Annotated in this window: 25 protein-coding genes and 1 pseudogene; 13 read left to right on the plus strand and 13 right to left on the minus strand. The window is 72.7% G+C overall.

Going from position 1 to position 25,486, the window contains the following annotated elements; genetic code table 11:
- Window positions 1-8: 8 nt before the first annotated feature.
- The 3 genes from cydB to ACGFIM_RS27330 form a co-directional block, all read right to left on the minus strand.
- Window positions 9-890 carry a cytochrome d ubiquinol oxidase subunit II gene (gene cydB, locus ACGFIM_RS27320; RefSeq protein ID WP_393205275.1) on the minus strand — a complete coding sequence of 294 codons (882 nt, stop codon included), beginning with the start codon at window positions 888-890 and terminating at the stop codon, window positions 9-11.
- Window positions 891-907: 17 nt separating this feature from the next.
- The gene (locus tag ACGFIM_RS27325; RefSeq protein WP_393205278.1) at window positions 908-2,263 is read right to left on the minus strand and encodes a cytochrome ubiquinol oxidase subunit I; all 1,356 of its coding nucleotides are present in this window, start codon (window positions 2,261-2,263) and stop codon (window positions 908-910) included.
- Window positions 2,264-2,461: 198 nt separating this feature from the next.
- The gene (locus ACGFIM_RS27330; RefSeq protein WP_393205281.1) at window positions 2,462-3,349 is read right to left on the minus strand and encodes a polysaccharide deacetylase family protein; all 888 of its coding nucleotides are present in this window, start codon (window positions 3,347-3,349) and stop codon (window positions 2,462-2,464) included.
- Window positions 3,350-3,444: 95 nt separating this feature from the next.
- Here ACGFIM_RS27330 and ACGFIM_RS27335 point away from each other — a divergent pair, with 95 nt between their 5' ends.
- The 3 genes from ACGFIM_RS27335 to ACGFIM_RS27345 all read left to right on the plus strand — a co-directional run bounded on the left by ACGFIM_RS27335 (window position 3,445) and on the right by ACGFIM_RS27345 (window position 5,951).
- On the plus strand, window positions 3,445-4,185 hold the full coding sequence (locus ACGFIM_RS27335; RefSeq protein ID WP_393205284.1) for a carbon monoxide dehydrogenase subunit G: 741 nt from the start codon (window positions 3,445-3,447) through the stop codon (window positions 4,183-4,185).
- A gap of 161 nt (window positions 4,186-4,346) precedes the next feature.
- Window positions 4,347-5,243 carry a hypothetical protein gene (locus tag ACGFIM_RS27340; protein ID WP_393205287.1) on the plus strand — a complete coding sequence of 299 codons (897 nt, stop codon included), beginning with the start codon at window positions 4,347-4,349 and terminating at the stop codon, window positions 5,241-5,243.
- Window positions 5,244-5,282: 39 nt separating this feature from the next.
- Window positions 5,283-5,951 (plus strand): DsbA family protein, encoded by a 669-nt coding sequence (locus ACGFIM_RS27345; RefSeq protein WP_393205290.1) that lies wholly within the window; start codon window positions 5,283-5,285, stop codon window positions 5,949-5,951.
- Window positions 5,952-6,011: 60 nt separating this feature from the next.
- On the opposite strand, the gene ACGFIM_RS27350 is transcribed toward ACGFIM_RS27345, so the two are convergent.
- Window positions 6,012-6,671: a thymidine kinase gene (locus tag ACGFIM_RS27350; RefSeq protein WP_393205292.1), complete on the minus strand. Its 660-nt coding sequence runs from the start codon at window positions 6,669-6,671 to the stop codon at window positions 6,012-6,014.
- Between the two features lie 77 nt (window positions 6,672-6,748).
- Between ACGFIM_RS27350 and ACGFIM_RS27355 the strand changes: the two genes are divergently transcribed.
- The 3 genes from ACGFIM_RS27355 to ACGFIM_RS27365 are packed head-to-tail and all read left to right on the plus strand — an operon-like array spanning window position 6,749 to window position 10,929.
- On the plus strand, window positions 6,749-7,120 hold the full coding sequence (locus ACGFIM_RS27355) for a hypothetical protein (RefSeq protein WP_364067472.1): 372 nt from the start codon (window positions 6,749-6,751) through the stop codon (window positions 7,118-7,120).
- A gap of 7 nt (window positions 7,121-7,127) precedes the next feature.
- Window positions 7,128-9,128, plus strand: a complete 2,001-nt coding sequence (locus ACGFIM_RS27360; RefSeq protein WP_393205295.1) for a hydantoinase/oxoprolinase family protein — start codon at window positions 7,128-7,130, stop codon at window positions 9,126-9,128.
- On the plus strand, window positions 9,121-10,929 hold the full coding sequence (locus ACGFIM_RS27365; protein WP_393205298.1) for a hydantoinase B/oxoprolinase family protein: 1,809 nt from the start codon (window positions 9,121-9,123) through the stop codon (window positions 10,927-10,929). The genes ACGFIM_RS27360 and ACGFIM_RS27365 overlap by 8 nt, the downstream gene beginning before the upstream one ends.
- A 125-nt stretch (window positions 10,930-11,054) precedes the next feature.
- Here ACGFIM_RS27365 and ACGFIM_RS27370 read toward each other — a convergent pair whose 3' ends face one another.
- Window positions 11,055-11,828: an NAD(P)-dependent oxidoreductase gene (locus tag ACGFIM_RS27370; RefSeq protein WP_393205301.1), complete on the minus strand. Its 774-nt coding sequence runs from the start codon at window positions 11,826-11,828 to the stop codon at window positions 11,055-11,057.
- Between the two features lie 11 nt (window positions 11,829-11,839).
- Window positions 11,840-11,914: pseudogene (locus ACGFIM_RS27375) on the minus strand (NAD(P)-binding domain-containing protein); the annotation flags it as partial.
- Between the two features lie 64 nt (window positions 11,915-11,978).
- Here ACGFIM_RS27375 and ACGFIM_RS27380 point away from each other — a divergent pair.
- Window positions 11,979-12,644, plus strand: coding sequence for a histidine phosphatase family protein (locus tag ACGFIM_RS27380; protein WP_393205304.1), 666 nt, complete (start codon window positions 11,979-11,981; stop codon window positions 12,642-12,644).
- On the opposite strand, the gene ACGFIM_RS27385 is transcribed toward ACGFIM_RS27380, so the two are convergent.
- Window positions 12,645-13,175 carry a uridine kinase gene (locus tag ACGFIM_RS27385; RefSeq protein WP_393205307.1) on the minus strand — a complete coding sequence of 177 codons (531 nt, stop codon included), beginning with the start codon at window positions 13,173-13,175 and terminating at the stop codon, window positions 12,645-12,647.
- A gap of 80 nt (window positions 13,176-13,255) precedes the next feature.
- Here ACGFIM_RS27385 and ACGFIM_RS27390 point away from each other — a divergent pair, with 80 nt between their 5' ends.
- Window positions 13,256-14,413, plus strand: a complete 1,158-nt coding sequence (locus ACGFIM_RS27390; RefSeq protein WP_393205310.1) for a CaiB/BaiF CoA transferase family protein — start codon at window positions 13,256-13,258, stop codon at window positions 14,411-14,413.
- Between the two features lie 74 nt (window positions 14,414-14,487).
- Window positions 14,488-15,972 (plus strand): carboxyl transferase domain-containing protein, encoded by a 1,485-nt coding sequence (locus ACGFIM_RS27395; protein ID WP_393205313.1) that lies wholly within the window; start codon window positions 14,488-14,490, stop codon window positions 15,970-15,972.
- A gap of 188 nt (window positions 15,973-16,160) precedes the next feature.
- On the opposite strand, the gene ACGFIM_RS27400 is transcribed toward ACGFIM_RS27395, so the two are convergent.
- The 5 genes from ACGFIM_RS27400 to ACGFIM_RS27420 are packed head-to-tail and all read right to left on the minus strand — an operon-like array spanning window position 16,161 to window position 20,321.
- Window positions 16,161-16,556 (minus strand): hypothetical protein, encoded by a 396-nt coding sequence (locus ACGFIM_RS27400; protein WP_393205316.1) that lies wholly within the window; start codon window positions 16,554-16,556, stop codon window positions 16,161-16,163.
- The gene (locus tag ACGFIM_RS27405; RefSeq protein ID WP_364067490.1) at window positions 16,553-16,999 is read right to left on the minus strand and encodes a hypothetical protein; all 447 of its coding nucleotides are present in this window, start codon (window positions 16,997-16,999) and stop codon (window positions 16,553-16,555) included. The genes ACGFIM_RS27400 and ACGFIM_RS27405 overlap by 4 nt, the downstream gene beginning before the upstream one ends.
- Window positions 17,000-17,045: 46 nt before the next feature.
- Window positions 17,046-17,822, minus strand: a complete 777-nt coding sequence (locus tag ACGFIM_RS27410) for a carbon-nitrogen hydrolase family protein (RefSeq protein ID WP_393205319.1) — start codon at window positions 17,820-17,822, stop codon at window positions 17,046-17,048.
- Window positions 17,782-18,702 (minus strand): DUF418 domain-containing protein, encoded by a 921-nt coding sequence (locus tag ACGFIM_RS27415; protein ID WP_393205322.1) that lies wholly within the window; start codon window positions 18,700-18,702, stop codon window positions 17,782-17,784. Before ACGFIM_RS27415 ends, ACGFIM_RS27410 begins: the two co-directional genes overlap by 41 nt.
- Entirely contained in the window at window positions 18,699-20,321 is a 1,623-nt protein-coding gene (locus ACGFIM_RS27420; protein WP_393205325.1) for an alpha/beta fold hydrolase, read from the minus strand. The genes ACGFIM_RS27415 and ACGFIM_RS27420 overlap by 4 nt, the downstream gene beginning before the upstream one ends.
- A 25-nt stretch (window positions 20,322-20,346) precedes the next feature.
- Here ACGFIM_RS27420 and ACGFIM_RS27425 point away from each other — a divergent pair, with 25 nt between their 5' ends.
- Complete coding sequence (locus ACGFIM_RS27425; protein WP_393205328.1) at window positions 20,347-21,513, plus strand: pyridoxal phosphate-dependent aminotransferase; 1,167 nt, start codon at window positions 20,347-20,349, stop codon at window positions 21,511-21,513.
- Between the two features lie 105 nt (window positions 21,514-21,618).
- On the opposite strand, the gene ACGFIM_RS27430 is transcribed toward ACGFIM_RS27425, so the two are convergent.
- The gene (locus ACGFIM_RS27430) at window positions 21,619-22,716 is read right to left on the minus strand and encodes an aromatic acid exporter family protein (protein WP_393205331.1); all 1,098 of its coding nucleotides are present in this window, start codon (window positions 22,714-22,716) and stop codon (window positions 21,619-21,621) included.
- Window positions 22,717-23,088: 372 nt separating this feature from the next.
- Between ACGFIM_RS27430 and ACGFIM_RS27435 the strand changes: the two genes are divergently transcribed.
- From ACGFIM_RS27435 to ACGFIM_RS27445, 3 genes are all read left to right on the plus strand, one after another.
- Window positions 23,089-24,180: a ring-opening amidohydrolase gene (locus ACGFIM_RS27435; protein ID WP_393205334.1), complete on the plus strand. Its 1,092-nt coding sequence runs from the start codon at window positions 23,089-23,091 to the stop codon at window positions 24,178-24,180.
- A gap of 55 nt (window positions 24,181-24,235) precedes the next feature.
- On the plus strand, window positions 24,236-24,784 hold the full coding sequence (locus ACGFIM_RS27440) for an SseB family protein (RefSeq protein ID WP_393205337.1): 549 nt from the start codon (window positions 24,236-24,238) through the stop codon (window positions 24,782-24,784).
- A gap of 114 nt (window positions 24,785-24,898) precedes the next feature.
- The gene (locus tag ACGFIM_RS27445; RefSeq protein ID WP_393205340.1) at window positions 24,899-25,480 is read left to right on the plus strand and encodes a prepilin peptidase; all 582 of its coding nucleotides are present in this window, start codon (window positions 24,899-24,901) and stop codon (window positions 25,478-25,480) included.
- Window positions 25,481-25,486 lie beyond the last annotated feature (6 nt).

Genomic DNA, 25,486 nt, shown 5'->3' on the forward strand with positions numbered 1-25,486 from the left:
CCGCCGGCTCAGCTCGCGGCCATCAGGACCCGCTTCCTGAACACCCAGTACGTCCATCCCTGGTAGACCAGCACGAACGGCAGGGCGATCAGCCCGATCCAGCTCAGCATGGTCAGCGTGTACGGCCCCGACGCGGCCTCGGCCAGCGTCAGCCCCGGCAGCGGCCGCACCCGCAGCTCCATGAAGGCCGCCAGCGTGGTGAGCACGATCGCGCCGGCCGTCGCGGTGAACGCCCAGCCCTCCCTGCGCCGCCAGATGAGCGCCGTGGCCGCGGCCAGCGCCGCCATGGCGCCCAGCGCGGGGACGCCGCCGAGGCTCGACAGCGCGAACACCGCGACCGGCAGCGTCGCGCCCGCGGCGGCCAGCGCGGCGGACCTCGCGCGGCGGCGCAGCCGGCCGGTGGTCTTCAGCGCCAGGAACACCCCGCCGTGCATGACGCTCACGGCCAGCGTGAACAGGCCGCCGACCACGGCCGCGAGCACGCTGCCGGACAGCAGATGGCCGAAGACCGCGCCCCAGAGGAAGGCCGGCAGCACGCTGCCGGCCGCGACCGCGACGTCGCACCAGGCCGGGTTCGCGACCTTGCCGCGCCACTCGAGGCCGATGCCCCGCAGGATCAGCCCGACCAGGATCAGCGTCACCGGCACGTAGAACGTGCTGAACACGCCGGAGTACCAGGCGGGGAAGGCGGCGAACATCGCGCCGACCGCGGTGATCAGCCACACCTCGTTGCCGTCCCACACCGGGCCGATGGTCTGCAGGCTCGCCCGCCGCTCGCCCGCGTCGCGTCCGACGGCGGGGGCCAGCATGCCCACGCCGAAGTCGAAGCCTTCGAGGACGAAGTAGCCGGTCCAGAGGAAGGCGATGATGGCGAACCACAACTCGATCATGACTAGCTCCTCGGCTCTCAGTACATGAGCGACGGTTCGAGCCGCTCGGTCGCCGGCTCGGGGGCCGGCTCCTCGATGCCCTTGCGTACGTGCCGGGCCAGCAGCACGGCCTCGGCCACGGTGAAGGCGCCGTACACGAGCGTGAAGACCGCGAGCGAGACGGCGATCTCGGTCACCGTGACGCCGGGGGAGACGCTCGCGGCCGTCAGCAGCTCACCGGCCACCGTCCACGGCTGGCGGCCGATCTCGCTGAGCAGCCAGCCCGCGATCACCGCGAGCAGCGGCAGCGGCAGCGCGAGCAGCAGCGCCTTCGACAGCCACGCGGGGAAGTCCCGCCTGCGCCTGGTCAGCCACAGGCCGAGCACCGACAGCCCCACGGTGGCCAGCCCGAAGGCGATCATCACGCGGAACGACCAGAACACGACGGGCTGGTTCGGGCGGTAGTCGCCGGGGCCGAACCGCTCCTCGAAGCGGCGCTGCAGGTCCTCGGTGCCCGCGACGACCGCGTCGGGGTCGTGGGCGGACAGGAAGCTCAGCACCTTGGGGATCTCGATGCCGGGCGCGACGAAGAACGGTGCGCCCGCCGTGTCGTGCTCGAGGCCTTCGGCGGCGGCGAGCTTCATCGGCTGCTGCTCGTACATGAGCTGGGCCGACAGGTCGCCGGTGCCCGCGACCACCGCGCCGGCCAGCGCGGTCATCACCAGCGCCGCGCGGGCGGCGCCGCGCCACATGGCGGCGGCCTGCGTGCCGCGCGTGCGCAGCAGCCAGTAGCCGCAGACCGCGAGCACGAACCCGCCCGCCACCACGAACGCGCCGCCGATGACGTGCGGCACCTGGGCCAGCGCGGTGCTGTTGGTGAGCACCGCCCACAGGTCCGTCATCCTGGCCTTGCCGTCCACCACCTCGTAGCCGACCGGGTGCTTCATCCAGGCGTTGGCGGCGAGGATGAAGTAGGCCGACAGGTTGGAGCCGATGGCGGCCGCCCAGATGGTGGCCAGGTGCACCTTCTTCGGCAGCCGGTCCCAGCCGAAGATCCAGAGGCCGAGGAACGTCGACTCCATGAAGAAGGCGAGCAGCGCCTCCATCGCCAGCGGGGCGCCGAAGACGTCGCCGACGAAGGTCGAGTACTCGCTCCAGTTCATCCCGAACTGGAACTCCTGCACGATGCCGGTGACCACGCCCATCGCGAAGTTGATCAGGAACAGCTTGCCGAAGAACTTGGTCAGCTTGAGGTAGTGCTCCTTGCCCGTGCGGTGCCAGGCCGTCTGCAGGCCGGCCACGAAGATCCCGAGACCGATGGTCAGGGGCACGAACAGGAAGTGGTACACGGTGGTCACCCCGAACTGCCACCGAGCCAGGTCAAGTGCGTCCATCATCCCCGCCGTAGAAGTCGTTGCTCTACAAGCTGTAGTGCATCTACTGCCAGTAGTACTACAGCTTGTAGAGCATTGGGGTGCGAGCTTCGTCACATCCCCGTGCCTTGTGGATTTCGTGCTTCGAGAATGCCCGGCCAGGGCGGGGAGCCGCGTCATCCGCCGGACGGATCGTCGGGTACGTCAGGGGGGCGGAGCTCAGCGCGGGTCGGCGGCGTCCAGGTACGCCTGGAGGTTGCCGAGCGCGTAACCGCGGCGCTTGATCTTCTTCACCAGGATGCGGAAGTCCCTGGCGAGGTTGGGGCGGAAGTGCAGCAGCAGGATGTCGCCCGGGCGCAGTTGCTTGTCGGGCACCTGGTAGGCGATCTTGCCGCCCGGCTGCACGGTCGCCGTCCACAGCAGCACGGCCCGTACGCCGCAGCTCTTGGCGGCCAGCAGCGTGTCGGTGTTGTAGTTGCCGAACGGCGGGCGGAACAGCGCGGGCCGCGTCCCGATCTCCTTCTTGATGAGCTGGGCCGAGCCGCAGATCTCGCGGCGCTGGGCGGCGCGGCCGAGCAGGCGGAGGTTGGGGTGGGTGAGCGTGTGGTTCTCGATGGCCACGCCCGCGTCGCGAAGCTGCCGGAAATATCCCCACTTGCCGGCGCCCACATAGCGGGCCGTGCCGCCCGCCTGGTCGGGCGCGCCCTTCGCCTCCACCGCGTCGCGCATGGCGAAGACCGTGATCGGGATGCGCTCGTCGCGCACCTGCCGGACGAACCCCGGGTCCTGCTCCCAGCCGTCGTCGATGGTCAGGAAGACCACCTTGCGATCGGTGGGGATGGAGCTGATCACCGGCGGCAGATCGCCGGTACGGGCGATCGGGCGTACCTCGCCCTTGCGCGGCCTGACGCCCGGCGGCCCCTGCGGAACGGTGGCGCGCGGCGACGCCGTTCGCCCGGAGGCCGTCTGCTCAGGGGCGGAGGGCTTGGCGGGCTCCGCGGGCGCGGCCGCGCCGCCGGTGCCGCCCGAGCCGCAGGCGGACAGGGCCAGCACGCACGCGGCGCCCATCGCGCCCGCTTTCCCGTACACCCGCCGCATCTTCACCATCGGCCCCTATCTTGCCAGTCATGATCGACCGGCCCGTCCGCATCTGGCAGGTGTTGCCGTTAAGCCGCGAGGGCCCGGCTGCTTAGAGTGGCGACATGAACGTGGCGGGCAGTGTCGTGATCGGGGTGGACAGGGACCGGCTGTGGGCGGCGTTCCGCGACCCCGCCGTGCTGGTGCGGACGATCCCGGGGTGCGAGCGGCTGGAGGAGACCGGCCCGGACACCTACCGGATGACGGTCAACGCGGGCGTCGCCTCCGTCAAGGGCGTCTACCAGGGCGAGGTCGCGCTGTCCGACCCCGTCCCGCCGGAGCGCTTCACGCTCAAGGCGCGCGGGCAGGGCGCGCCCGGCACCGTGGACGCCACCGTGCAGGTCAGGCTCAGCGAGGCCGACGGCGGCACCAGGGTCGACTACGACGCCGAGGCGGTCATCGGCGGCATGATCGGCGGCGTCGGCCAGCGCATGCTCGGCTCGGTGGCCAAGCGCACCGCACAGGAGTTCTTCACCGCCGTCGAGCGGCTGCTGTGCGCCCCGGCCGCCGCCGCGCCCGCAGTGGAGCCCGCAGTGGAGCCCGCCCTGGCCGCCGGAACCGCCACGGGTGCCGCGGTCGTCCCGGGCGCGGCCGTTCCGTCTGACGGCGTCTCCCTTGCGCCCGGTGCGCCGCTCGCGGACGCCGTCCGGCCGCACGCCCCCGCCGTCTACCAGCGGCCCGCAGAGCCGCGCACGCAGACCCGCCCGTGGGTGATGCTGGCCGCGTTCGGCGCGGGGGCCGGCGTGGCGCTGGCCGGGGTGACGCTGGGCTGGCTCCTGGGGCGGGGCGCCCGCCGCCGCGTCTGACAGCGCCGGCCTCCGCCGGCCGCTCCCTGACATGCCGGCCTCCGCGGCCGTCGCGTCACGTGCCGGTCGTCGCGTCACGTGCCGACCTCCGCGGTCGCCGTTTCACGTGCCGGCCTCCGCGGCTATCGCTTCAAAGGATCTCCCGGCGTAGCGTGGCTGGTATGCGGCAGGCACGCGCTGAAGACGCACGTACGGAGGCCAGGCGGATCGTCCGCAGCCTGCTCGGCGAGGAGCGGCCGACGGCCGGGCGGCTGATCGGCGACGTGCGTCCCGTGCTCGGCGACGAGCGCACCGAGCGCGCGCTGGAGCTGGTCCGCGGCGCCCGGCTCACCCGGCGCTCGGCCGAGCTGGCCGCGCTGGCGGCGCTGCTCGTCGGCACCCGCGAGCTGGGCACGGCCTGGTGGGAGAGGCCGCGCGGCGGGAAACCGCCGCCGCCAGACGAGGTCGTGCGCACCGCCGTGGCCATCGAGCCGTGGACCGATCTCACCACGCTGGAGATGCTCGCCGCCTGGATCGCCGACGACGCCGCCGACGAGCTGTGGGGCGCGCCGGTCGCGCAGGTCGATCTCAACTCCTGGCAGGCCGAGGACCGCTTCGCGCTGCCGCCCGGCGTCAAGCCGGGCCGGCGGCTGGTCGTCCGCTTCGACGCGGGCGGCCGGCTCGACGCGGTCGTCATCCGGCGCGCCGACGACGAGCTCGGCTCCAACCTCGACTTCCACTCGCTGCGCTACTCCCGGCCCGCCGAGGCCCAGTGGAGCTGGGGCGTCGCGGCCGGGCTCGGACCGCACCGCCTGCCGGGCGAGAGCCCCGACCCGTACGCCCGCGAGGTCCCCGAGGCGGCGGCCGCCGTGCTGCGGGCCTGGGCGGTGCGCCACGGCGCCACCCGCGAGCAGCTCGGCGACCGGTGGGAGACCGTCGGGGACGTGGTGGCCGCCATCGAGCGGGTCGACTGGATGTGGCGCAGCGGCGAGTGGTTCGGCTGGTGGCGCGGGGCGTCGGCGCTGGTCGACGACTCGGCGTACCTGCCGTACCGGCTGGAGGAGCTGGCCGCCGGATAGGTGAGGAATCTTGGCGGCCCGCGCGCGGTTTGCAGGGGCATGAAGGTTGAGATCTTTTCAGATGTCGCGTGCCCCTGGTGCTACATCGGGCACGCCCGGTTCGACAAGGCCGCCGAGCGGTTCCGCGCCAAGGGCGGCACCATCGAGGTGACGATGCGCCCGTTCCAGCTCAATCCGGACGCACCGGTGGAGGGCGAGCCGCTGATCCCTCAGCTCGAGCGCAAGTTCGGCCCGCAGGCGAAGCAGATGGTCGCACGCGTCAAGAGCGTGGGCGCGGAGGAGGGCCTGGATCTGCGCTTCGACGAGGCCATCAGCTCCAGCACGTTCGAGGCGCACCGGCTCATCCACGTCGCGAGCAAGCAGGGCCGCGGCGAGGAGATGGCCGATCGGCTGTGGCGCGCCTACTTCAGCGAGGGACGCAACATCGCCGACCCCGCCGTGCTGGCCGAGCTGGCGGCCGATGTCGGCGTCACCGACACCGGCGAAGGGGCCGACGAGGTGCGCGAGCAGCTCGCCAGGGCGCACGCGCTGGGCATCAGCGGCGTGCCGCTCTTCCTCTTCGAGGGCAAGTACGCGGTCTCGGGCGCCCAGCCCGAGGACGCCTTCGCCGCCGCCATCGACGAGGTGGCCGAGCGCGTGGGGGAGACCCCGATCACCCAGCTCGCCGCACCCGCCGACGGGTGCGCCGACGGCGCCTGCGCCATCTGACCGCCAGGTGGCGGGCCGCCAGATCCCCGTGCCGTCCCGCTCGTACGAGAGAGCCGCCTCTCAGGCGGCGGAGCCCGACTCCGAGCCAGACCCCTCACCGAGCTGGCCGGCACGGTGGTGGCGGCGGCAGAGCACCTGATAGCGCACCGGCGCGTCGGCGGTGTCGCCGATCACGACCTGCTCGCCCGTGCGCACCATCTTCCCGCCCACGACGCGGGCGTTGAGCAGCCCAGGACGCCCGCACCAGCACAGCACCTCGACCTGGAGCCTGCACACCTCGTCGGCCAGCTCGAACAGCCGCTGCGCCGCCGGGAACATCACCGAGCGGAAGTCCGAGGCCAGCCCGAAGGCGTAGACGTCCACGCCGTGCTCGTCCACCAGGTCGGCGAGCTGCTCGATCTGCCCAACGGTGTAGAAGCAGGCCTCGTCGCAGATCAGATAGTCGATGCGCTCGTCGTGCGAGGTGACGAGCGCCACCAGGTCGAGATCGTCCTCCACCTCGATGGCGTCGCGGCCGAGCCCTATCCTGCTGGTCACCCGCGGCCCGCCGGAGCGGTCGTGCTTGGTCAGCACCAGACCCCGCCTGCCCTGCCGCGCGTGGTTGTAGTTCATCTGCAGCGCCAGCGTGGACTTCCCGCAGTCCATCGGCCCGAAGTAGAACTTGAGCACGGCATCTCTGGCGCCCGCGGGTGCGGGGGACAAGGCAGACAGATCAGTCACGGGCCGCCAGCTTAGTGGCTTGGCTTGTTCCATGGCCTCGTGGGACATTTCTCCCCTGGAGTTACAGGAGGACATCAGTGGTCACCGACAAACCGGCCTCGCTCGACGCCATGATGACGCAGGACGATCTCACCCCGGCCCAGGCCGACGCCAAGCGCTGGCGGTACGGCTTCCTCGTCGTCGTGGCGGGCATCGTCGCGGTCCTCGCGGCCTTCGGCGCAGCCGTGTTCGCAAGCGCCGAGTTCGCTCCCCTGTTCGCGGGCGTGGCGGGGGTGATCGGTACCATCATCGGCGCTTATTTCGGCGTTCAGGCAGGTCAGTCGGGTAAGGCCAGGGTGGAGGCCGAGCTGGCCAGAACCCAGGAGATGGTCGTACGCCTGGCCGCGTACGTCGGCACGGAGAACGCGCCCCGAGTCATAGACGAAGTGCTCGGCCGGCGCCGGAGCTGAGGAGCCCATGCGTAGCGTCCGTATCGGAGTGGACACCGGAGGCACGTTCACCGACGTCGTGGCGGTGGACGAGCGGACCGGTGAGATCCTCACCACCAAGACCCCCTCGACCCCCGCGAACCCGGCCGACGGATTCCTCGCCGGCGTCGGCAAGCTGGGTCCGCTGGAGGTCTCCTCGATCGTCCACGGCACCACGGTGGCCACCAACAGGCTGCTCGAAGACCGCATCGAGAACCTCGGGTTCATCACGACGGAGGGCTTCGAGTTCATCCTGGAGATCGCCAGGCAGAGCGTGCCCGACGGCTACGGCAACTCCTACTTCTGGGTCAAGCCGCCCAGGATCGTCCCCGTCCACCTCGTCAAGACCGTCGGCGGGCGGCTCGACCACCGGGGGGAGGAGGTGCGGCCGTTCTCCGAGGAGCAGGCCGTCGAGGTGGCCCGCTGGTTCCGGGCCAAGGGGATCACCGCGATCGGCGTCTGCTTCCTGCACTCCTACGCCAACCCCGAGCACGAGCGGCGCATGCGCGACGTGCTGGCCCGCGAGCACCCCGAGGCGGTGGTCTCGCTCTCCAGCGACGTGCTGCGCGAATACCGCGAGTACGAGCGCTCGGTGACCACGCTCGTGGACGCCGCGGTCAAGCCGGTCATGCGCAGCTACCTGGCGAACCTGTCGAGCAGGCTCGGCAGGTCGTTCTCCGTCATGAAGTCCAACGGCGGCATCCTGTCGGCCCGCGAGGTCGCCAACCAGCCCATCACCACCGTCCTGTCGGGCCCGGCGGCCGGCGCGCTCGGCGCGGCGCTGCTCGCCCGTACGGCGGGCCACGACTCGGTGATCACCCTCGACGGCGGGGGCACCTCGACCGACGTGGCCGTGGTGATCGACGGCGAGCCTTCCATCACCACCGAGGGCGCGGTCGGCCGCTACCCCTGCAAGATCCCGATGATCGACATCGTCACCGTCGGGGCGGGCGGCGGCTCGATCGCCTGGATCTCGCCCGAGGGCACGCTCAAGGTCGGCCCCCGCTCGGCCGGCGCCGACCCCGGCCCCATCTGCTACGGCAGGGGCGGCACCGAGGTGACGGTCACCGACGCGCACGTCTTCCTCGGCCGCATCCCGCCGCACCTGCTGGGCGGGGAGATCCCGCTCGACGTCGACGCCGCCCGGCACGGCATCGAGTCGCTGGCCGACAAACTGGGGCTCACGCCCGAGCGCACCGCGACCGGCATCCTGGAGATCAGCGCGTTCAACCAGAGCAACGCCATCCGCCGGCTCACCGTCAAGCGCGGGCTGGACGTGCGGGACTTCCCGCTGGTGACGTTCGGCGGGTCGGGGCCGCTGCTGGCGTGCCGGCTGATCGACATCCTCGGCCTGCCGTCGGTCCTGGTGCCCCGCGACCCCGGCAACGTCTCGGCCTTCGGGCTGCTGTCCGTGGACGTCAAGAACGACTACGTCCGCACGTACGTCACTCGCGACCTCTCGCTCGGCAAGGCCGTCGAGATCTTCCACGACCTCGAGCTGCAGGCCGCCGAGGCGCTCGACCGCGAGGGCTTCACCGAGCCGATCTTCCAGCGCAGCGCCGACCTGCGCTACTACGGCCAGGCGTACGAGGTGCGGGTGCCCGCCCCCGCCGGCGAGATCGACGAGTCCTGGCACGCCGAGGTCGTCGCCCGCTTCCACGACGCCCACGAGAAGCTGTACGGCTACGCCTACCGCGACGACCCGCGCCACGACGTCGAATGGGTCAACCTGCGCGTCTCCGGCATCGGCCCCATCGACCGCCCGGTCATCCCGCGCCTGGAGCGGCCGGGGCAGGGCGCCACGTCGGTGCGTCCCGTGCACTTCGACGAGACCCGCGACACCCCGATCCACCAGCGCGCCGCGCTCGGTCCCGGGGCGACCGTCACCGGACCGGCGGTGATCGAGGAGTACGGCTCCACGATCCCCATCCACCCGGGCTTCACCGCCAAGGTCGACGAATACGGAAATGTGGAGATAAGTCGTGACTGATCCGATCCTGGTGGAGATCGTCGAGGGCACGCTCGCCTCCGTCGAGAAGGAGGTCGAGACCGCCATCGCGCGCACGGCCCGCTCGCCGATGATCCGCGACGCCCACGACTTCCGCGCCGGCATCCACGACGTCCGTCTGCGCAAGCTCACCGGACGCTCCTACAGCGCCCTCGTCCAGCCCATCGTCCGCGACTTCCCCATCGAGACGATGAAGCCCGGCGACGTCTACTTCCACAACGACGTCTACCTGTCCGAAGGCGGCATCGGCCACCTGCCCGACCTGTGCGTCACCGTCCCCGTCTTCCACGAGGGCGAGGTGGTCGCGTTCGTGCAGGCGTTCGGCCACCACGACGACATCGGCGGCGCGGTGCCCGGCTCCATGCCCTCCCACGCCCGCTCGGTCTACGAGGAGGGCCTGATGGTGCCGCCGATCAAGCTGCGCGACCAGGGCGTGCCCAACGAGGCCGCGCTGCGCATCATGACCCGCAACTCCCGCATGCCCGACGCGCTGGCCGGCGACCTCGACGCCGAGTGCTCGGCCTGCCTGATGGGCGCGCGGCGGCTCGCCGAGCTGTTCGAACGCTACGGCAGGCAGGCCGTCGAGGAGTGCTTCGACGCGATCATCGACAAGACCACCGAGACGTTCCGCAGGGAACTGCTGTCGAAGATCCCCGAGGGCACGTACGTGTGGGAGGACTACGCCGAGCACGACGGCGTGGACGAGCCCCGCCTGCACGCCCAGCGCATCACGCTCACCGTCGACCACTCCGCGCAGGCGCCGCTCACCATCGACTTCACCGGCACCTCACCCCAGGCCAAGGGCCCCATCAACCACGCCGGCGACTACGCCGACGGCGTCTTCCTCAAGAAGTGGCTCGCCCCCGTGCTGCGCAACCTCGCCGACACGCCCGAGCGCATGGCCGAGCTGGACGTCAACGAGGGCGTCGTGCCGCTGATCAAGATGGTCTTCCCCGAGAAGGGCACGCTGCTCACGCCGATCTTCCCCGCCCCGACCAACGCCCGCACGTTCGTCATCCTGCGCCTGCTCGGCGTGCTCGCCGGCGTGCTGGCCAAGGCCACCGGCGGGCGCATGCCGGCCGACCAGGAGACCATCCGCTACACCGGCGTGTACGGCGTGGACGACGAGGGCCGGCCGTACCTGATGCGCGAAGTGCTCGGCGGCGGCTCCGGCGGGCGCTGGTACGCCGACGGCGAGGACACCATCCACATCGTGCCCGACTCGCGCAACATCCCCGTCGAGTTCGCCGAGGCCCGCTGGCCGCTGCGGGTCGAGCGGCTCGGCCTCGCCTGCGACTCCGGCGGTCCCGGCATGTTCAGGGGCGGGCTCGGCTACGACAAGCACATCAGGATGCTGCGCAACGCCTCGTACATGTCGATCGCCGACCGGTCGATCCTGTCCTGCTGGGGCGTCAACGGCGGGCTCGCCGGCCGGCCGTTCCGCGTCGAGATCAACGGCAAGGAGATGGAGGGGCTGGTCGACGACTACCCCGTCCAGGCCGGCGAGGTGATCAGGATCCGCACCACCGGAGGCGGCGGCTGGGGCTCGCCGTACGACCGCGACCCGCGCGCGGTGGCGGCCGACGTGCGCGACGGCAAGGTGTCGATCGCGGGCGCCCTCGGCGACTACGGCGTGGTGCTCGACGGCGACCGCATCGACGAGCAGGCCACCGCCGAGCTGCGCGCCCGGCTGCGGCCCCCGGCCGACCGCTTCTTCGACCGGGGGCCCGGCTACGCCAAGCTCTCCGGCGGCCGCACCCACGCCGAGGTCGACGACCTCTGACACCTCCGCGCCCGCGCCCGCGCCGGACGCGGCACTCGCGTCCGGCGGGGTGCTCGCGTCCGGCGGACCGGGACATGCTCGCGGACCGTGCCGGTGGGCCGTTCGCGGGCTCGGCCCGGCACGGCTCAGAAGCTCGCGAAGTAGGTGGCCGCCATGTCCTCGTCGCCGTGACCCTGCGCCTCGGCGCGGCGGAACCGCTCACCGGCGGCGGCCACCACGTCCACCCGGACCCCGGCGGCCTCGCCCGCCTCGATGATCAGCCGGGTGTCCTTCTCGGCGTTGCGCACCGAGAACGCCGGTGCGAAGTCGCCCGCCAGGATGGCCTTGGACTTGGCCTGGAAGTACACGCTGTCCAGCGGCCCGCCGGTGATCACCTCGCGGACCAGCTCGGGGTCCACGTCGAGCCCCTTGGCCAGGGCGAGCGCCTCGGCCACCACGGCGGTCGTGGAGACGGCGACGCTCACCGTGGCCAGCTTGAGCCGGGTGCCCGCGCCGCTCGCGCCGTCCTCGGAGAGCCAGAACGTACGCTTGCCGACCGCGCCGAAGACCGGCTCCAGCGCCTTCCTCGCGGGCTCGGGACCGGCCGCCAGGATGATCAGCGCGCCCTGCTCGGCGGGCTGCTTGGTGCCCTGCACCGGCGCGTCCACGAACGTCAGCCCGTGCTGCGCGGCCAGCGCCGCCAGCCGCTCGACGCCCGCCACGCCGACCGTGCTCATCTGCGCCCACACCTGGCCGGACCGCAGCGCCGGCGCGGCTGCGGTGATCGCCTCGTGCACCGCGTCGCCGTCGCTCAGCATGGTGACGATCACGTCGGCGCCTTCGACCGCCTGCGCGGGCGACTCCGCCACGGTGACGCCGTCGGCCTCCAGGGCCTTGCCTTGTCGAGCGTACGATTCCACGCCGTGACCTTCAGACCGGCCTGCGCGAGGTTGCGGGCCATGGGAAGCCCCATGATCCCCGTTCCGAGGAATGCAACAGAAGTCATATGGTGATCCTACGACTTTTGTGATCATCTCACTCGGCCGGGGGTCGTGTGTGAGGATGGCGGTATGCGACCGTCCGGGATCATGGCCGTGCGTCACGGCCAGAGCGAGGCCAATCTCGCCTTCGAGCTCGCGGGCGACCGGCCGCTGGTCTACGGGCGCGGCGACGACGAGGTGACGCTGACCGGGCTGGGCCGCAGGCAGGCGGCGGCGCTCGGCAGGATGCTCACCGCGCTGCCCGGGGACGAGGCCCCCGAGCTGGTGTGCTGCTCGCCGTACCGGCGGGCGCTCGACACCTTGGAGATCGCCGGGCGGGAGTGGGGCGCGCGGCCGCCCGTCCTCGTGGACGACCGGCTGCGCGACCAGGAGCAGGGCGAGTTCGCCGGGCTCAACCCGGCCGCGCTGCGCGAGCGCTTCCCCGAGGAGCAGGCCCGGCGCGAGGCCGAAGGCCCCTACGCCTACCGCCCGCCGGGCGGCGAGTCGCTGGCCGACGTCGCGCTCAGGCTCCGCGACTTCCTGGCGGACGACCTGGGCGGTCGTGCGGACGGGCGGCGGCTGCTGATCGTCGCGCACGACTCCGTGGTGCTGGCGCTGCGCCACGTGCTCGGGGGCAGGCCCGACACCGAGCTCGCGGAGGTGCTCGCGTTCGCGCCGGTGCTGAACGGGTCGGTGTCGGTGTGGCGGGCGGGCGAGCTGGTGCGCTTCAACGACGTCACGCACCTCACGCCGTGATCACGTTCTGATGACGAGATCGGCGCGCTCCTTCGTACGGTCGGCGGCGAACCACGCGCGCTCGGCCGCGAACCACTCCCGCCAGCGCGGCTCCAGCTCGGGCCCGTCGCGCTCCAGCACCCGCCGCATCCGCTCGGCGTCGGCGGCCTCCACCCACACGGTGTAGGCCAGCAGATCGGCGATGGAGGCCCGTGCCGTGCCGACCCCCTCGATCACCAGCGCCGGGGCGGGCGGCACCGTCACCTCCTCGGCGTACGTCCCCCGCACCCAGTCGTACCTGCGGAAACCGCCCGGAAGGCCGCGCTGGAGCGGGCGCAGCACCTGCGACTCCAGCAGGTGGAACCAGCCGCCGGGCCCCTCCTCCCACGGCACGGGGAAGTCGTCGCTGTGGATCACCTGGCAGCCGAGCTCGGCTCCGAGCCGTCCCGCGAACGTCGTCTTGCCCGACCCCGCGGGCCCGTCCACGGCCACCAGGCGTACGGGACCGCAGGACGGAGCCAGAGCGGTGATGCGCGAAGCCAGATCGATCATCGCCACCAGGGTAGAGGAAGAGGGGTAGACGCCTGCGAGAATGTTCATTCACCCCATAACGCGCGTGGGAGGTTGGGATCGTGCTCGGACCCCTCGGTGGCATCGTCGTGCTCGATCTGTCCAGGGCCCTGGCCGGGCCGCACGCCGCACAGCTCCTCGGCGACCTGGGAGCACGGGTGATCAAGGTCGAGCATCCCGACGGGGGCGACGAGTCACGCGGCTGGGGGCCGCCCTTCGTCGGGCCCGATCACGACATCTCCACCTACTTCCTGGCCGCCAACCGCAACAAGCAGTCCATCGCCGTCGACATGAAGTCCGCCGACGGCAGGCGGCTCATCGAGCGGCTGGTCCGCCAGAGCGACGTCCTCATCGAGAACTTCCGTACGGGAGTGCTCGACCGTCTCGGCTTCCCCGTCGAGCGCCTGCACGAGCTCAACCCCCGCCTGGTCATCCTGTCGATCACCGGCTTCGGCCACGACGGCCCCGAGGCCGGTCGTCCCGGCTACGACCAGATCGCCCAGGGCGAGGCCGGCCTGATGTCGCTGACCGGCCCCTCGCCCGACGAGCCCTGCCGCGTCGGCGCGTCCATCGCCGACCTGCTGGCCGGGATCCACGGCGCGTACGGCGTGGCCGCCGCGCTCTACGAGCGCGAGCGGACCGGCAAGGGCCGCGTGGTGCGCACCTCCCTGCTCGCCGCCGTCACCGGCGTCCACTCCTACCACGGCACCGCGTGGACGGTCGGCGGCCAGGTGCCCAGGGCGAGCGGCAACCACCACGCCTCGATCACCCCGTACGGCGCGTTCCGCTGCGCCGACGGCATGCTGCAGATCGCCGCGGGCAACGAGGGCCAGTGGCGCAAGGTCGCCGCGCTCCTCGGCATCGACCCCGAGCAGCCGCGCTACGCCACCAACCGCGACCGGTTCCTGCACCGCGACGAGCTGATCGCCGACATGGAGAAGGCGCTGGCCGCCCGCGACCGCGACCACTGGCTGGCCGAGCTGAGCGCGGCCGGCGTGCCCGCGGGCGCGATCAGGACGCTCGACGAGGTCTACAGCTGGGAGCAGACACGTTCGCAGGGCCTGGTCATCCAGGTCGATCACCCGGTGCTCGGCCCCATCGAGCTGCCGGGACCGCCGCTGCGCTTCGACGGCCTGCCTCCGATGACGCACACCGCCCCGCCCGCACTCGGCCAGGACGGCCCCGCCGTGCTCGCCTGGCTCGAGGAGCGCGAACGATGAGCGACGATCGGTGGCACCGGCGGGGGCGCTCGTGCGTCAACATTGCATCGTTGGCAGACATCTAGGGAGCGATAGTGAGCCGACCGGACGCGCGCACGCTGATTGACACGGTCCTCGACCGGGGATCGTGGAAATCGTGGGATGTGCCGCCCGCCGATCCGGCCGAGCCAGGCTCCTCCTACGCCGACGAGCTGGCCGCGGCCCGCATCAAGTCCGGCTACGACGAGGCCGTGATCACCGGCGAAGGGCTGCTCGGCGGCCGGAGGGTGGCCGTCGTCGCGTGCGAGTTCTCGTTCATGGCGGGCTCGATCGGAGTGGCCGCGGCCGAACGGTTCGTCACCGCCGTCGAGCGCGCCACCCGCGAGCGGCTGCCGCTGCTCGCCGCGCCCGCCTCCGGCGGCACGCGCATGCAGGAGGGCGCGCTGGCGTTCGTCCAGATGGTGAAGATCACCGCGGCGATCCAGGCGCACCGCACCGCGGGCCTGCCGTACGTGGTCTACCTCCGGCATCCGACGACCGGCGGCGTGTTCGCGTCGTCCGGGTCGCTCGGGCACGTCACGGCCGCCGAGCCTGGGGCGCTGATCGGGTTCCTGGGGCCGCGGGTGTTCGAGTCGCTGCACGGCTACCCCTTTCCCGAGGGCGTGCAGGTCGCGGAGAACCTTCACCGCAAGGGCCTGCTGGACGCCGTCGTGTCGGCGGAGGAGGCCAGGGAGGTCGCGATCAGGGCGCTGTCCGTGCTGGCCGACGACGGCTCGGGCGTGGTCGCGGGCGAGCCGCCCGAGGAGGACCTGCGGCCGGTCGAGGCGTGGGAGGCCATCACCCGTTCCCGGCGCGACGACCGTCCCGGCGTGCGCGCGCTGCTCAAACTCGCCGCCACCGACGTCACCCCGCTCAGCGGCACCGGCGAGGGCGAGAACGAACCCGGGCTGCTGCTCGCGCTGGCCAGGTTCGGCACCGCGCCGGCCGTGGTGCTCGGCCAGGACCGGCGCTTCCAGCGCACCACCGCGCCGCTCGGCCCGGCCGGGCTGCGGGTGGCCAGGCGCGGCATGCGCCTCGCCGCCGAGCTGGGCCTGCCGCTCGTCACCGTGATCGACACCGCGGGCGCCGACCTGTCGAAGGCGGCCGAGGAGGGCGGGCTGGCCGCCGAGATCGCGCGCTGCCTGGCCGAGATGGTGACGCTCGAGGCGCCCACGGTCTGCCTGCTGCTCGGCGAGGGCGCGGGCGGGGCCGCGCTGGCGCTGCTGCCCGCCGACCGGGTGCTGTGCGCCCAGCACGCCTGGCTGTCGCCGCTGCCGCCCGAGGGCGCCTCCGCCATCCTCTACCGCTCGGTCGACTTCGCCCCCGAGATCGCCCAGGCGCAGCGCATCCGCGCCACCGACCTGCGCAACGACGGCATCGTGGACCGGGTCGTGCCCGAGCTGCCCGACGCCGCGTACGAGCCGCGCCAGTTCTGCGAGCGGGTGGGCCGGGCGCTGGAGTACGAGATCGCGCACCTGCTGCGGCAGGACAAGGAGGAGCGGCTGGCCGCCCGCCACGCCCGCTACCGCCACCTCCGCTAGACCCGCCACCCGGGCCGACCGGCCATCGGCCGGCCCGCTCCTGACCGGCCGCCCTTGCCCGGCGCTCCTGACCGGCCGCCCTTGCCCGGCCCGCTCCGCCCGGCCGCCCTTGCCCGGCGCGCCCGATCGGCCGGCCCCGCCGAGCGCACCCCGACCAGGGCGCGCCGGTCGGGAAGGGGCGCGGCGCGTTACGGCACCGGGATGCGTTCGATGCGGATGGAGGTGACCTCTTCGCGGGGCACGACCACCTCGTACGCCCCGTGATCGACCATCCAGTAGCCGAGCGCCTCGGCCTTCATCCCGCTGTGGCCGGTGTAGGCGATGTGCAGGCCGTCGTCGTCCTCGTCGAGCACGATGCACGGCTCGCCGCCGAACGCGCCGACGGTGCGGATGAGCACCAGCCACTCCACCTGGGAGCGCGGCACCGTCCGCCGCCAGTAGCCGGATGCGGGCTCGAAGCCCTCCAGCTCGGTCTCGCTGAACAGCACGACCTGGTCGCTGTCGGGGCCGAGCGCCGCGGGCAGGGTGTGCTCGCCGAAGCGGGCGACGAAGCCCGAGGCGATCGGCGTGGTCTCGACGCTCATGCGGCGGGCCGCCAGGTCAGCCCGTCGTACTCGGCGAAGGGCCGCTCGCCCTCGGCGGTGACGTGGACGATCTGCGCCCCGGCCGGTATCGGCATGGGGATGGTGTGGAACTGCGGCACGACGTGCTCGGACGACGTGGTGAACCCGTTGCCCGCGAACGGTGGCGCGTCGCTCCAGTCGCCGCCCATGTGGGGCCCGTAGGGCACCTGGTAGTTGTCGACGTCGCGGGCGTACCAGCGCATGACGTAGAGCTCGGGCACCTCGGCGAACAGCTCGGAGCCGTCGAAGGACAGGTCGAGCCCGTAGAACAGCGCCTCGGGGGTGGTCAGCCTGACGCAGTCCTGGACGCGGTAGACGTAGCCCGAGATGACCGTGCGCTTGCCCGACAGGTAGGGCACGAGCAGACGCGGCGGGACGACCTTCTGCATCTGCGTTCCACTCACGGGTCTACTTTACGATCGCTTGACCCCGTGATGGGCCACTCCCCGGCTACAGAACGCGATGTTCGAGGCACGGCAGGGTGGCGCGGGCGGTCGCCGTGAACTCGTGGTCGATCTCCACGAGGCGCACGCCGGGCCCGGTGCCCATGTCGGCGCGGACCACGCCGAGCGGATCGACCAGCATGCTGCGGCCCACGCCGTAGCCGTCGGACGACTCGGCGGGGTTGGGCGCCTGGCCGACGGCGGCGGTCCACATGGTGTTCTCCAGCGCCCGCGCCCTGACCAGGGTGATCCAGTGGTCCTCCTTGAGCGGCCCCGAGCCCCAGGCGGCGATCACCGCGAACAGCTCGGCGCCCCGGTCGACCAGCGCCCTGGCCAGCTCGGGGAAGCGCACGTCGTAGCAGGTGATCAGGCCCACCTTGAGCCCGGCGAGCTCGGTGACGACCGGCTCGGTGCCCGGCTCGACCAGGTCGGACTCCTTCGCGCCGAACGAGTCGAACAGGTGGATCTTCCGGTACGCCGCCGCGATCGCGCCCTGGGCGTCGATGGCCACGGCGGTGTTGCGCACGCGCTCGCCGCCGGTCTCGAACGTGCCGGCGATCACCGCGATGCCGTGGGCGCGGGCCGACTCGGCGAGCCCGGACACGAAGGGGCCGTCGAGCGGCTCGGCGAGGCTCGTGATGCGCCGCCCGTAGCGGGTGAGCGTGGCCTCGGGGAAGATCGCGAGGTCGGCGCCTTCGGCGGCGGCGATGGCCTCCCTGGCCCTCTTGAGATTGACGGACGGGTCAGGGGACACCGGGATCTGGCAGAGGGCGATGGTCGTCACGGCTCGACTCTAGCCGGTTGGGCACAAGACGGAAGTAGGTCAGGCAGCGCCATGTCCACTCCAGCGGCCCGTACCGGAACCGCCCGAGCCACCACCGGCTGAACAGCGCCTGGACGACCAGCGTCACCGCCGCCAGGGCGGGCACGGACCAGCGGGTCGGGTCGGCGTCGAGCAGCGGGACGGCGAGCACGATCACGGCGGTGCCCGTGACGTAGTTGGTCAGCGCCATCTTGCCGAGCGGCTCCAGCACCGCCGACAGGCGGGGGCGCAGCACGAGCAGCAGGCCCAGCGAGTACGCCGCCGCGCCCGTGATCGCGGCCATGTTGTAGACGGTGCCGTCGCCGGTGGCCTGCCTGGCGGCCGTCAGCAGCACGGTCGCGAGCGCCGTGACCGCGAACCCGGGCAGCAGCAGCTCGCGCGGCGGCCGCAGCCGCCACAGCGCCATGCCGAGCAGGAACAGGCCGGGGATCAGCAGCACGCCGCCGCCCACCATCAGCCCCCATATGGTGACGATGACGCCGAGCAGCAGCACCGGCAGCCCGCCCGGCATGAACGAGGCGGGCAGCAGCACCAGCACGCCGTAGAAGGCGTAGTCGGTCAGCACCTCGCCCTCGTAGAAGGTGTGCTGCACCTTGCCGATGCAAAACAGCCAGAACAGCCGGCTCAGCAGCGCCCACCTGCTGTTACCGCGCAGGAACAGCAGGAAGCTGATGCCGAACAGCATCGAGAAGATGGGGTAGAAGCGGCTCTGGAACAGCGTCTCGATCGTCCAGTCGAGCGGGACGCGCGGCTCCTTGTGGGTGTGCTGCCAGGTGTTGACCAGCATGATGCCGCCCACCGCGAAGCCGCGTAGGGCGTCGAGCTCACGGATGCGCGTCACAGGACCCAGGTGAACCACCATACGAGGAATCCCGCGCCGATGGCGGCCGCGGTGATCTGCGGCCATCTCCGGTTGTGCACAAGCGCCGCCAGCGTGAGCAGCACGGAGACGACCGCGAGCGCGGTGTACCACTCGGTGATCGCGGGCAGGCCGACGGTCAGCGCGCCGGCGTTGCTCCTGGCCAGCTCCCACACCGACTGGGCGGTCAGCCCCGCGAACGCCAGCCCGGACAGCCCGCCGAACGCGGGCAGCGCGAGGCCTTTCAGCGCGGCCGTGACGAGCTGGATCAGGCAGGCCGCGGCGAACAGCGCGAACGGCGCGGCCAGCCACGGCGTCTTCGCGATCTGGTACGGGGCGGCCGTCACGCGCAGCTCCACCGGCCGCGCCTCGGGACAGGGGCCGGACGGCGGCGCGGCCGGGTCGGCCACGAACGCGGCCACCTTGCGCCGGGCGCAGTCATCGGCGGCGAGGCCGGCGCGGGACGCCACGGCACGGGCCTGCAGCACCGTCGCCGGGTCGTGGCGGCCGTCGAGAACGTAGACGGGCGCCTTGAGCGCGGCCACCGGCAGCGCGGCGGGCCCGGCGCCTCGGGGAAGGTTCCATGCGTCGCACACCGCCTTGTCGGCGGCGGCCGTGAAGAGGCGGGACGCGGCGGGCGGGGGATCGTCCTGGCAGCGTACGGCGTGGTACAGCCCGGCCTCGCGCGCCGCGAGCTCGTCGCCGAGCCGCTCCACGAGCGGGCGCAGCAGCGCGTCGTCGCCCCTGGCCAGGGCGCCGACCAGCGCGGGCGCCACCGCGGCCGTCCCCGGGTCGCGCAGCGCCACGCCGAGCAGCGCGGCCAGGTCGTCGCCGCGCACCCGGGCGGTGAACTCCCTGCCGAGCAGCGGATCCACCGCGATCACCCGCGCCGGGCGGGCGTTCAGCCGGGCCACCGCTGCGCCGAAGGCGTCGCGCGCGCCCAGCCCGGCCATGACGGCGGCGGGGTCGCGGGGGTCGTCGCCGGGTCCGAGCACCACGGCCCGGGTCCCCGCCGGATCGGCGGCGGCCACGGCCGCCATGACGCGGGCGGCGTAGCCGGCGCCGAGCAGGTTCCACCTCTCGTAGCCGAGGTGAGAGCGCAGCGCGACCACATCGGCGACGATCTCGTCCGTACGGTAGCCGCGCAGATCGACGCCCTGACCGGCGAGCCGGTCGCGGCAGCGCGCGGCGGCGGCGCCCACGTCGGACGGCTGCTCGCGCAACCGCCCGAGCAGCGCCTGCGCGGTCTCGGGGCAGGCCAGCGCGGGCCGCGACCACGCGCCGCCGCGCTGTTCGGCCGCCACCACGTCACGGTCGGGGAACGCGCGGGCCAGCGCGTCCAGGTGCGGCATCGACGGCGCGCCCGGCCCGCCGCCCATGAAGACCACGGGGTCGGGCTTGCGGTCGCGGGCCGGCGAATGGCGCACCGCGTACGCCACCTTGATCGTGCGCCCGGGTGCGTCCCTGCGCTCGGGGACCTCGAGGAAGCCGCAGACCGTGCGGGCGGGCACGGGGGCCGGGCAGGGACTCGGGTCGGCCTGGGCCGGTGCCGTCGCGGGAGGCGCGGACAGGGCGAGGGCGAGCACGACCCGAATGAACACGGCACGAGACTAATAGTGTGGAGCCGTGACCGAACCACTTGTTGCCAGGATGCGCGCCTTCGGCACGACGATTTTTGCCGAGATGAGCGCGCTCGCCGTACAGACCGGATCGATCAACCTCGGCCAGGGCTTCCCCGACACCGACGGCCCGGCGGCGATGCTCGACCGCGCGGTGCAGGCGATCGGGGCGGGCGCCAACCAGTACCCGCCGGGGCCCGGCGTGCTGGAGCTGCGGCAGGCGGTCAGCGAGCACCGATCGGCGCACTACGGGCTCACCTACGACCCGGTGAGCGAGATCCTGGTCACGGTGGGCGCCACGGAGGCGGTGGCGGCGAGCGTGCTCGCGCTCTGCGAACCCGGTGACGAGGTCGTCGTCTTCGAGCCCTACTACGACTCCTACGCCGCCTCCATCGCGCTGGCGCAGGCCAGGCTCGTCCCCGTCACCATGCGCCCGGTCGATGGCCGCTTCACCTTCGACCCCGATGAGCTGCGCGCCGCGGTCACGCCCCGCACCCGCGCGATCCTGGTCAACTCCCCGCACAACCCCACCGGCACCGTCTTCACCCGCGACGAGCTGACCGCCATCGCCGAGCTGTGCCGCGAGCGCGACCTGATCGCGATCACCGACGAGGTGTACGAGCACCTCACGTTCGACGGCGTCGAGCACATCCCGATCGCGACGCTGCCCGGCATGCGCGAGCGCACGGTGATGATCTCTTCGGCGGGCAAGACGTTCTCGGTCACCGGCTGGAAGACCGGCTGGGTCTGCGCGCCGCCCGCCCTGGTCACGGCGGTCTCGACGGTCAAGCAGTTCCTCACCTTCACCGCGAGCGCGCCGTGGCAGCTCGCGGTCGCGTACGGGCTGCGCCACGAGATGGAGTGGGTGAAGGCGCTCGCCTCCGGGCTGCAGGACAAGCGCGACCGGCTCATGGAGGGTCTGGCGGCGGCCGGGTTCTCCGTGCTGCGGCCTTCCGGCACGTACTTCGTCCAGACCGACATCCGGCCGCTCGGCTTCGAGGACGGGCTCGAGCTGACCCGCCGCCTGCCCGAGCTGGCCGGCGTGGTCGCGATCCCCACGCAGGTCTTCTACGACCGGCCCGAGCGCGGCCGCCACTTCGTCCGCTTCGCCTTCTGCAAGAAGGAGGAGGTCATCGACGAGGCGGTCTCCCGCCTGAAGCGCCTGTCGGCCTGAGTCCCAAGGGGGCCGCGCCGAGTCCGGCTCGCGGGCGCGGCCGCCGCGGTGGGTCCGGCTCGCGGGCGTCGCGGTGGGTCCGGGGCCGCGTGCGCCGCACCCTTCTCAGCGGTGGTCGGTGCCCTTGCCCGCCTCGTCCAGCGGCGTCAGCGTCGCCGTGGCCTCCTCGTTGCTCATGCCCGTGGCCTGCAGCAGGTCCACCACGACCGAGCGCAGCTGGGCGATGATGACGTGCGCGGAGAAGCCCAGGCTCTTCGGGCGCTCCCTGGCGGCCACCGCGAGCAGCGCGTGGCGGGCCAGCGTGGGCTCACGGCCCGCGCCCAGCTCGAGCTGCAGCAGCAGCGCCGCCTCCGACACCTCGCGCATCGCCTCGGCCAGCGCGGCGGGGGGCGGGCTCGCCTCGCCGAGCGACGCGAGCGTCCGCCTGACCAGCACCCGGGTGTTGCGCAGCGCCAGATCGACCGGCATGGCGGCGGTCTCGTAGCGGGCCAGCCGGGCGCGGCGGTGCCGGTGCAGCGGGGAGATCATGGCGATCTCCTTGCTGGTCTCCAGCGCGGCCTCGAACTCGGCGACGGCGGCCTGCGTCGTACGCGCCTCCTCCAGCGCCTCGGCCGCCAGCTCCACGTCGCGCTTCTCGATCGCCTCCGCGGCCCGCTCCATGACGGTGGACAGCGCGTCGAGCACCCCCGAGAGGTGTTTGGCCGCGATCGAGATCGGGCTCGCGGGCATCAGCGCCACCGCCGCGATGCCGACGATGCCGCCGGTGAGCGCGTCGAGCATCCGGTCGAGCCCGCCCACGTTCTCGCCCGGCACCAGCGTGGCCACCAGCACCGCCGACGAGCCCGCCTGCGCGACGAACAGCGCCCCGCTGTTGAGCAAGACCGCCACCGTCATCGCCAGCGCCACGACCAGCGCGAGCTGCCAGGCGCCCGAGCCGATCCAGGACACCAGCAGGTCGCCCACGCCGACGCCGAGGCTCACCCCGACGACGAGCTCCACCAGCCGCCGCAGCCGCTGCCCGAGCCCGACGCCGACGCAGATCAGCACGGAGATCGGGGCGAAGAAGGGGCGAGGGTGGCCGAGCAGCTCGATGGCGATCGTCCAGGCGACGGCCGAACCGACCGCGCACTGCGCGATGGAGGGCGCCGTCAGGGCGAATGTGCCCAGCCGTTCCTTGACGTGATCGCTGAGCCGGGTGCGCACCCCATCTACGATGGCGGATCTTTGTGACATTGAGGTCAAGTTTGCCCCATGTGCCCCCTTTGATTGTGGATGGGGTCACATGGTGGACAGGTCGGGGAACGCGCCGACCGCCCGCAGGAACTCCGTGCGCGCTCCCATGTGGATCAGATGCCCCGCCTCGATCGTCACCAACCGCGTCCCGGGGTGCGGCCGGCGATGTCCGCGGCCATCTCCCGCGGCGGGTACGCGCCCGGATCACCCCCAGGACCTGACCGCCGCCGGCGATGAGCGCAGGTTGACATCACCGCCGGTCTACGTGGGCACACATTGACCATGAACCCCGCTGGCCGGCTCGGTAGCGTCAGCGGAAACCGGGCAGGAGGAGGGCAACGCATGCCGGAACCGATCGAAGTGCGCAAGGTGCCGATCGAGAGCGTCACCGACGCCTCCGGCCTGTCACGCCTCATCGACGACGGCGTGATCGAGGCCGAACGCGTGCTCGCCGTCATCGGCAAGACCGAGGGCAACGGCGGCGTCAACGACTACACGCGCATCCTGGCCGACCGCGCCTTCCGCGAGGTGCTGGCCGCGGGCGGGCATCCGGCGCCGGAGAGCGTGCCGCTGGTGTGGTCGGGCGGCACCGACGGCGTGCTCAGCCCCCACGCGACCATCTTCGCCACCACGGCGAACGCCCCCGCGACCGACGAGCCGCGGCTGTCGGTCGGCGTGGCCATGAGCGAGGTCATCCTGCCCGAGGACATCGGCCGCCCGGCCATGGTGGAGAAGGTCGCGGCGGGCGTGCGCGAGGCCATGAAGGTCGCCGGCATCGACGACCCGCGCGACGTGCACTACGTCCAGACCAAGACGCCGCTGCTCACGCTCGCGACGATCAGCGACGCCAAGAGCCGCGGGCAGACCACCGCCATCGAGGAGACCGGCCCCTCGATGGACCTGTCCAACTCCACCGCCGCGCTCGGCATCGCGGTCGCGCTCGGCGAGATCGAGATGCCCCGCGAGGACCAGATCCACAAGGACCTGTCGCTGTACTCCTCGGTGGCCTCCTGCTCGTCCGGCGTCGAGCTGGACCGGGCGCAGATCGTGCTGGTCGGCAACGTGCGCGGGATCGGCGGGCGCTACCGCATCGGCCACAGCGTCATGAAGGACGCGCTCGACGCCGACGGCATCTGGGCGGCCATCAGGGACTCCGGCATCCCGCTGCCCGAACGCCCGCACCCGTCCGATCTGAAGGGCCGGCTGGTGAACGTCTTCATGAAGTGCGAGGCCGACCCGTCGGGGCGGGTGCGCGGGCGGCGCAACATCATGCTGGACGACTCCGACGTGCACTGGCACCGGCAGATCAAGGCCGCCGTCGGCGGTGTCGCGGCCTCGGTGACCGGGGATCCCGCGGTGTTCGTGTCGGTGGCGGCGGTGCACCAGGGGCCGTCCGGCGGCGGCCCGGTCGCGGCCATCGCCGACCTGGGCTAGCACCCGGCCGGTCCTCCGGCGGGAGCGGGGCGGGCGCCGGATAGGCTCGTACGTCGTGCCGAACATCCCGCAACCACTCGACCCGCACGACGACGGCTCCGCCGCCCCCGCCGTGACCGCCGCACTGGCCGCCTACGACGCGGGCACCGGCGGCCCCGCCGAGGTGCTCAACGCGCTCAGCACGGCCCGCCTGCTGGTCCCCGTGGTCGCGCTGCTGACCGAGACCGAGGTCGGCGCCCACGGGCTGCGGCAGGAGAAGGAGAGCGAGATGGCGCTGCCCAAGCTCGTCGGCAAGGACGGCAGGCAGGCGGTGCTCGCGTTCACCGGCACGGAGTCGCTGGCCCGCTGGCGGCCCGACGCCCGCCCCATCCAGGCCACCACGCTGCAGGTGTGCAGGGCCGCCGTGCAGGAGCAGGCGGCGGCCGTCGTGGTGGACGTCGCCGGTCCCGTGCAGTTCGTGATCGAGGGCGACGTGCTCGCCGCGCTGGCCGCCGTCGAGTCCGGCACGCTGAACGAGCTGAGCGGGGTCACCGTGGCCAGGGTCGCGCCCGGCCCCGCACCGGCCAAGCCCAAGCGGCGGTGGTTCTCCAGAAAGAGCCGCTGACCCGCGGCCCTCGGGCGTGATCCGCGCGAAGCGGCCGGGCGGGCCGCCCGCCGCGCCATACCCGTTGCGCGCATCGGCCGCGGGAGGGCGGGGGAGCGGGCTAGGTTCTGCGGCGTGCTCGCACTCATGGCGGCGATCGGCCTGCTCTGCGGCGCCCGCATCAGGGCGCTGGCCGGCACCTACGACGACGGCCCCGCGCCGGCACCGGACCCCCTGGTGATCGAGCTGGCCGCCGCGTCCCTGGTGACCGTGGTCGCGTGGCGGGCAGGTCCCGCGTACGCGTGCTTCGCCGTCATCGGCGCCGCCCTGGCCGTCATCGACTGGCGCACGTACACGCTGCCCGACGCCATCACGCTGCCCGCGTACCCGATCATGGCGCTCGCGCTCCTCCCGGCGGGAGAGCTGCCGGCCGCGCTGGCCGGCGGCGCGGCGCTCATCGCGGTCTACGGCGTGCTGTGGCTGGCCAGGCCGGAGGCGATGGGGTTCGGCGACGTGAAGCTGGCCGGGCTCATCGGCATGGCGTGCGGCCCGCTCGGCTGGCCCGCGGTCGCCGCCGCGGCGCTCGCCGGGCAGGTGTTCGGCGCCCTGTACGCCCTGTTCCTCCTGCTGTCCCGGCGCGGCACCAGGGACACCCAGTTCCCCTTCGGCCCCTTCATGCTGCTCGGCGCGTTCACGACACTCTGTCTCGCTGGGTGAGCGGAG

It is taken from the genome of Nonomuraea sp. NPDC049309 (assembly GCF_043196965.1).
GTDB classification, from domain to species: domain Bacteria; phylum Actinomycetota; class Actinomycetes; order Streptosporangiales; family Streptosporangiaceae; genus Nonomuraea; species Nonomuraea fastidiosa.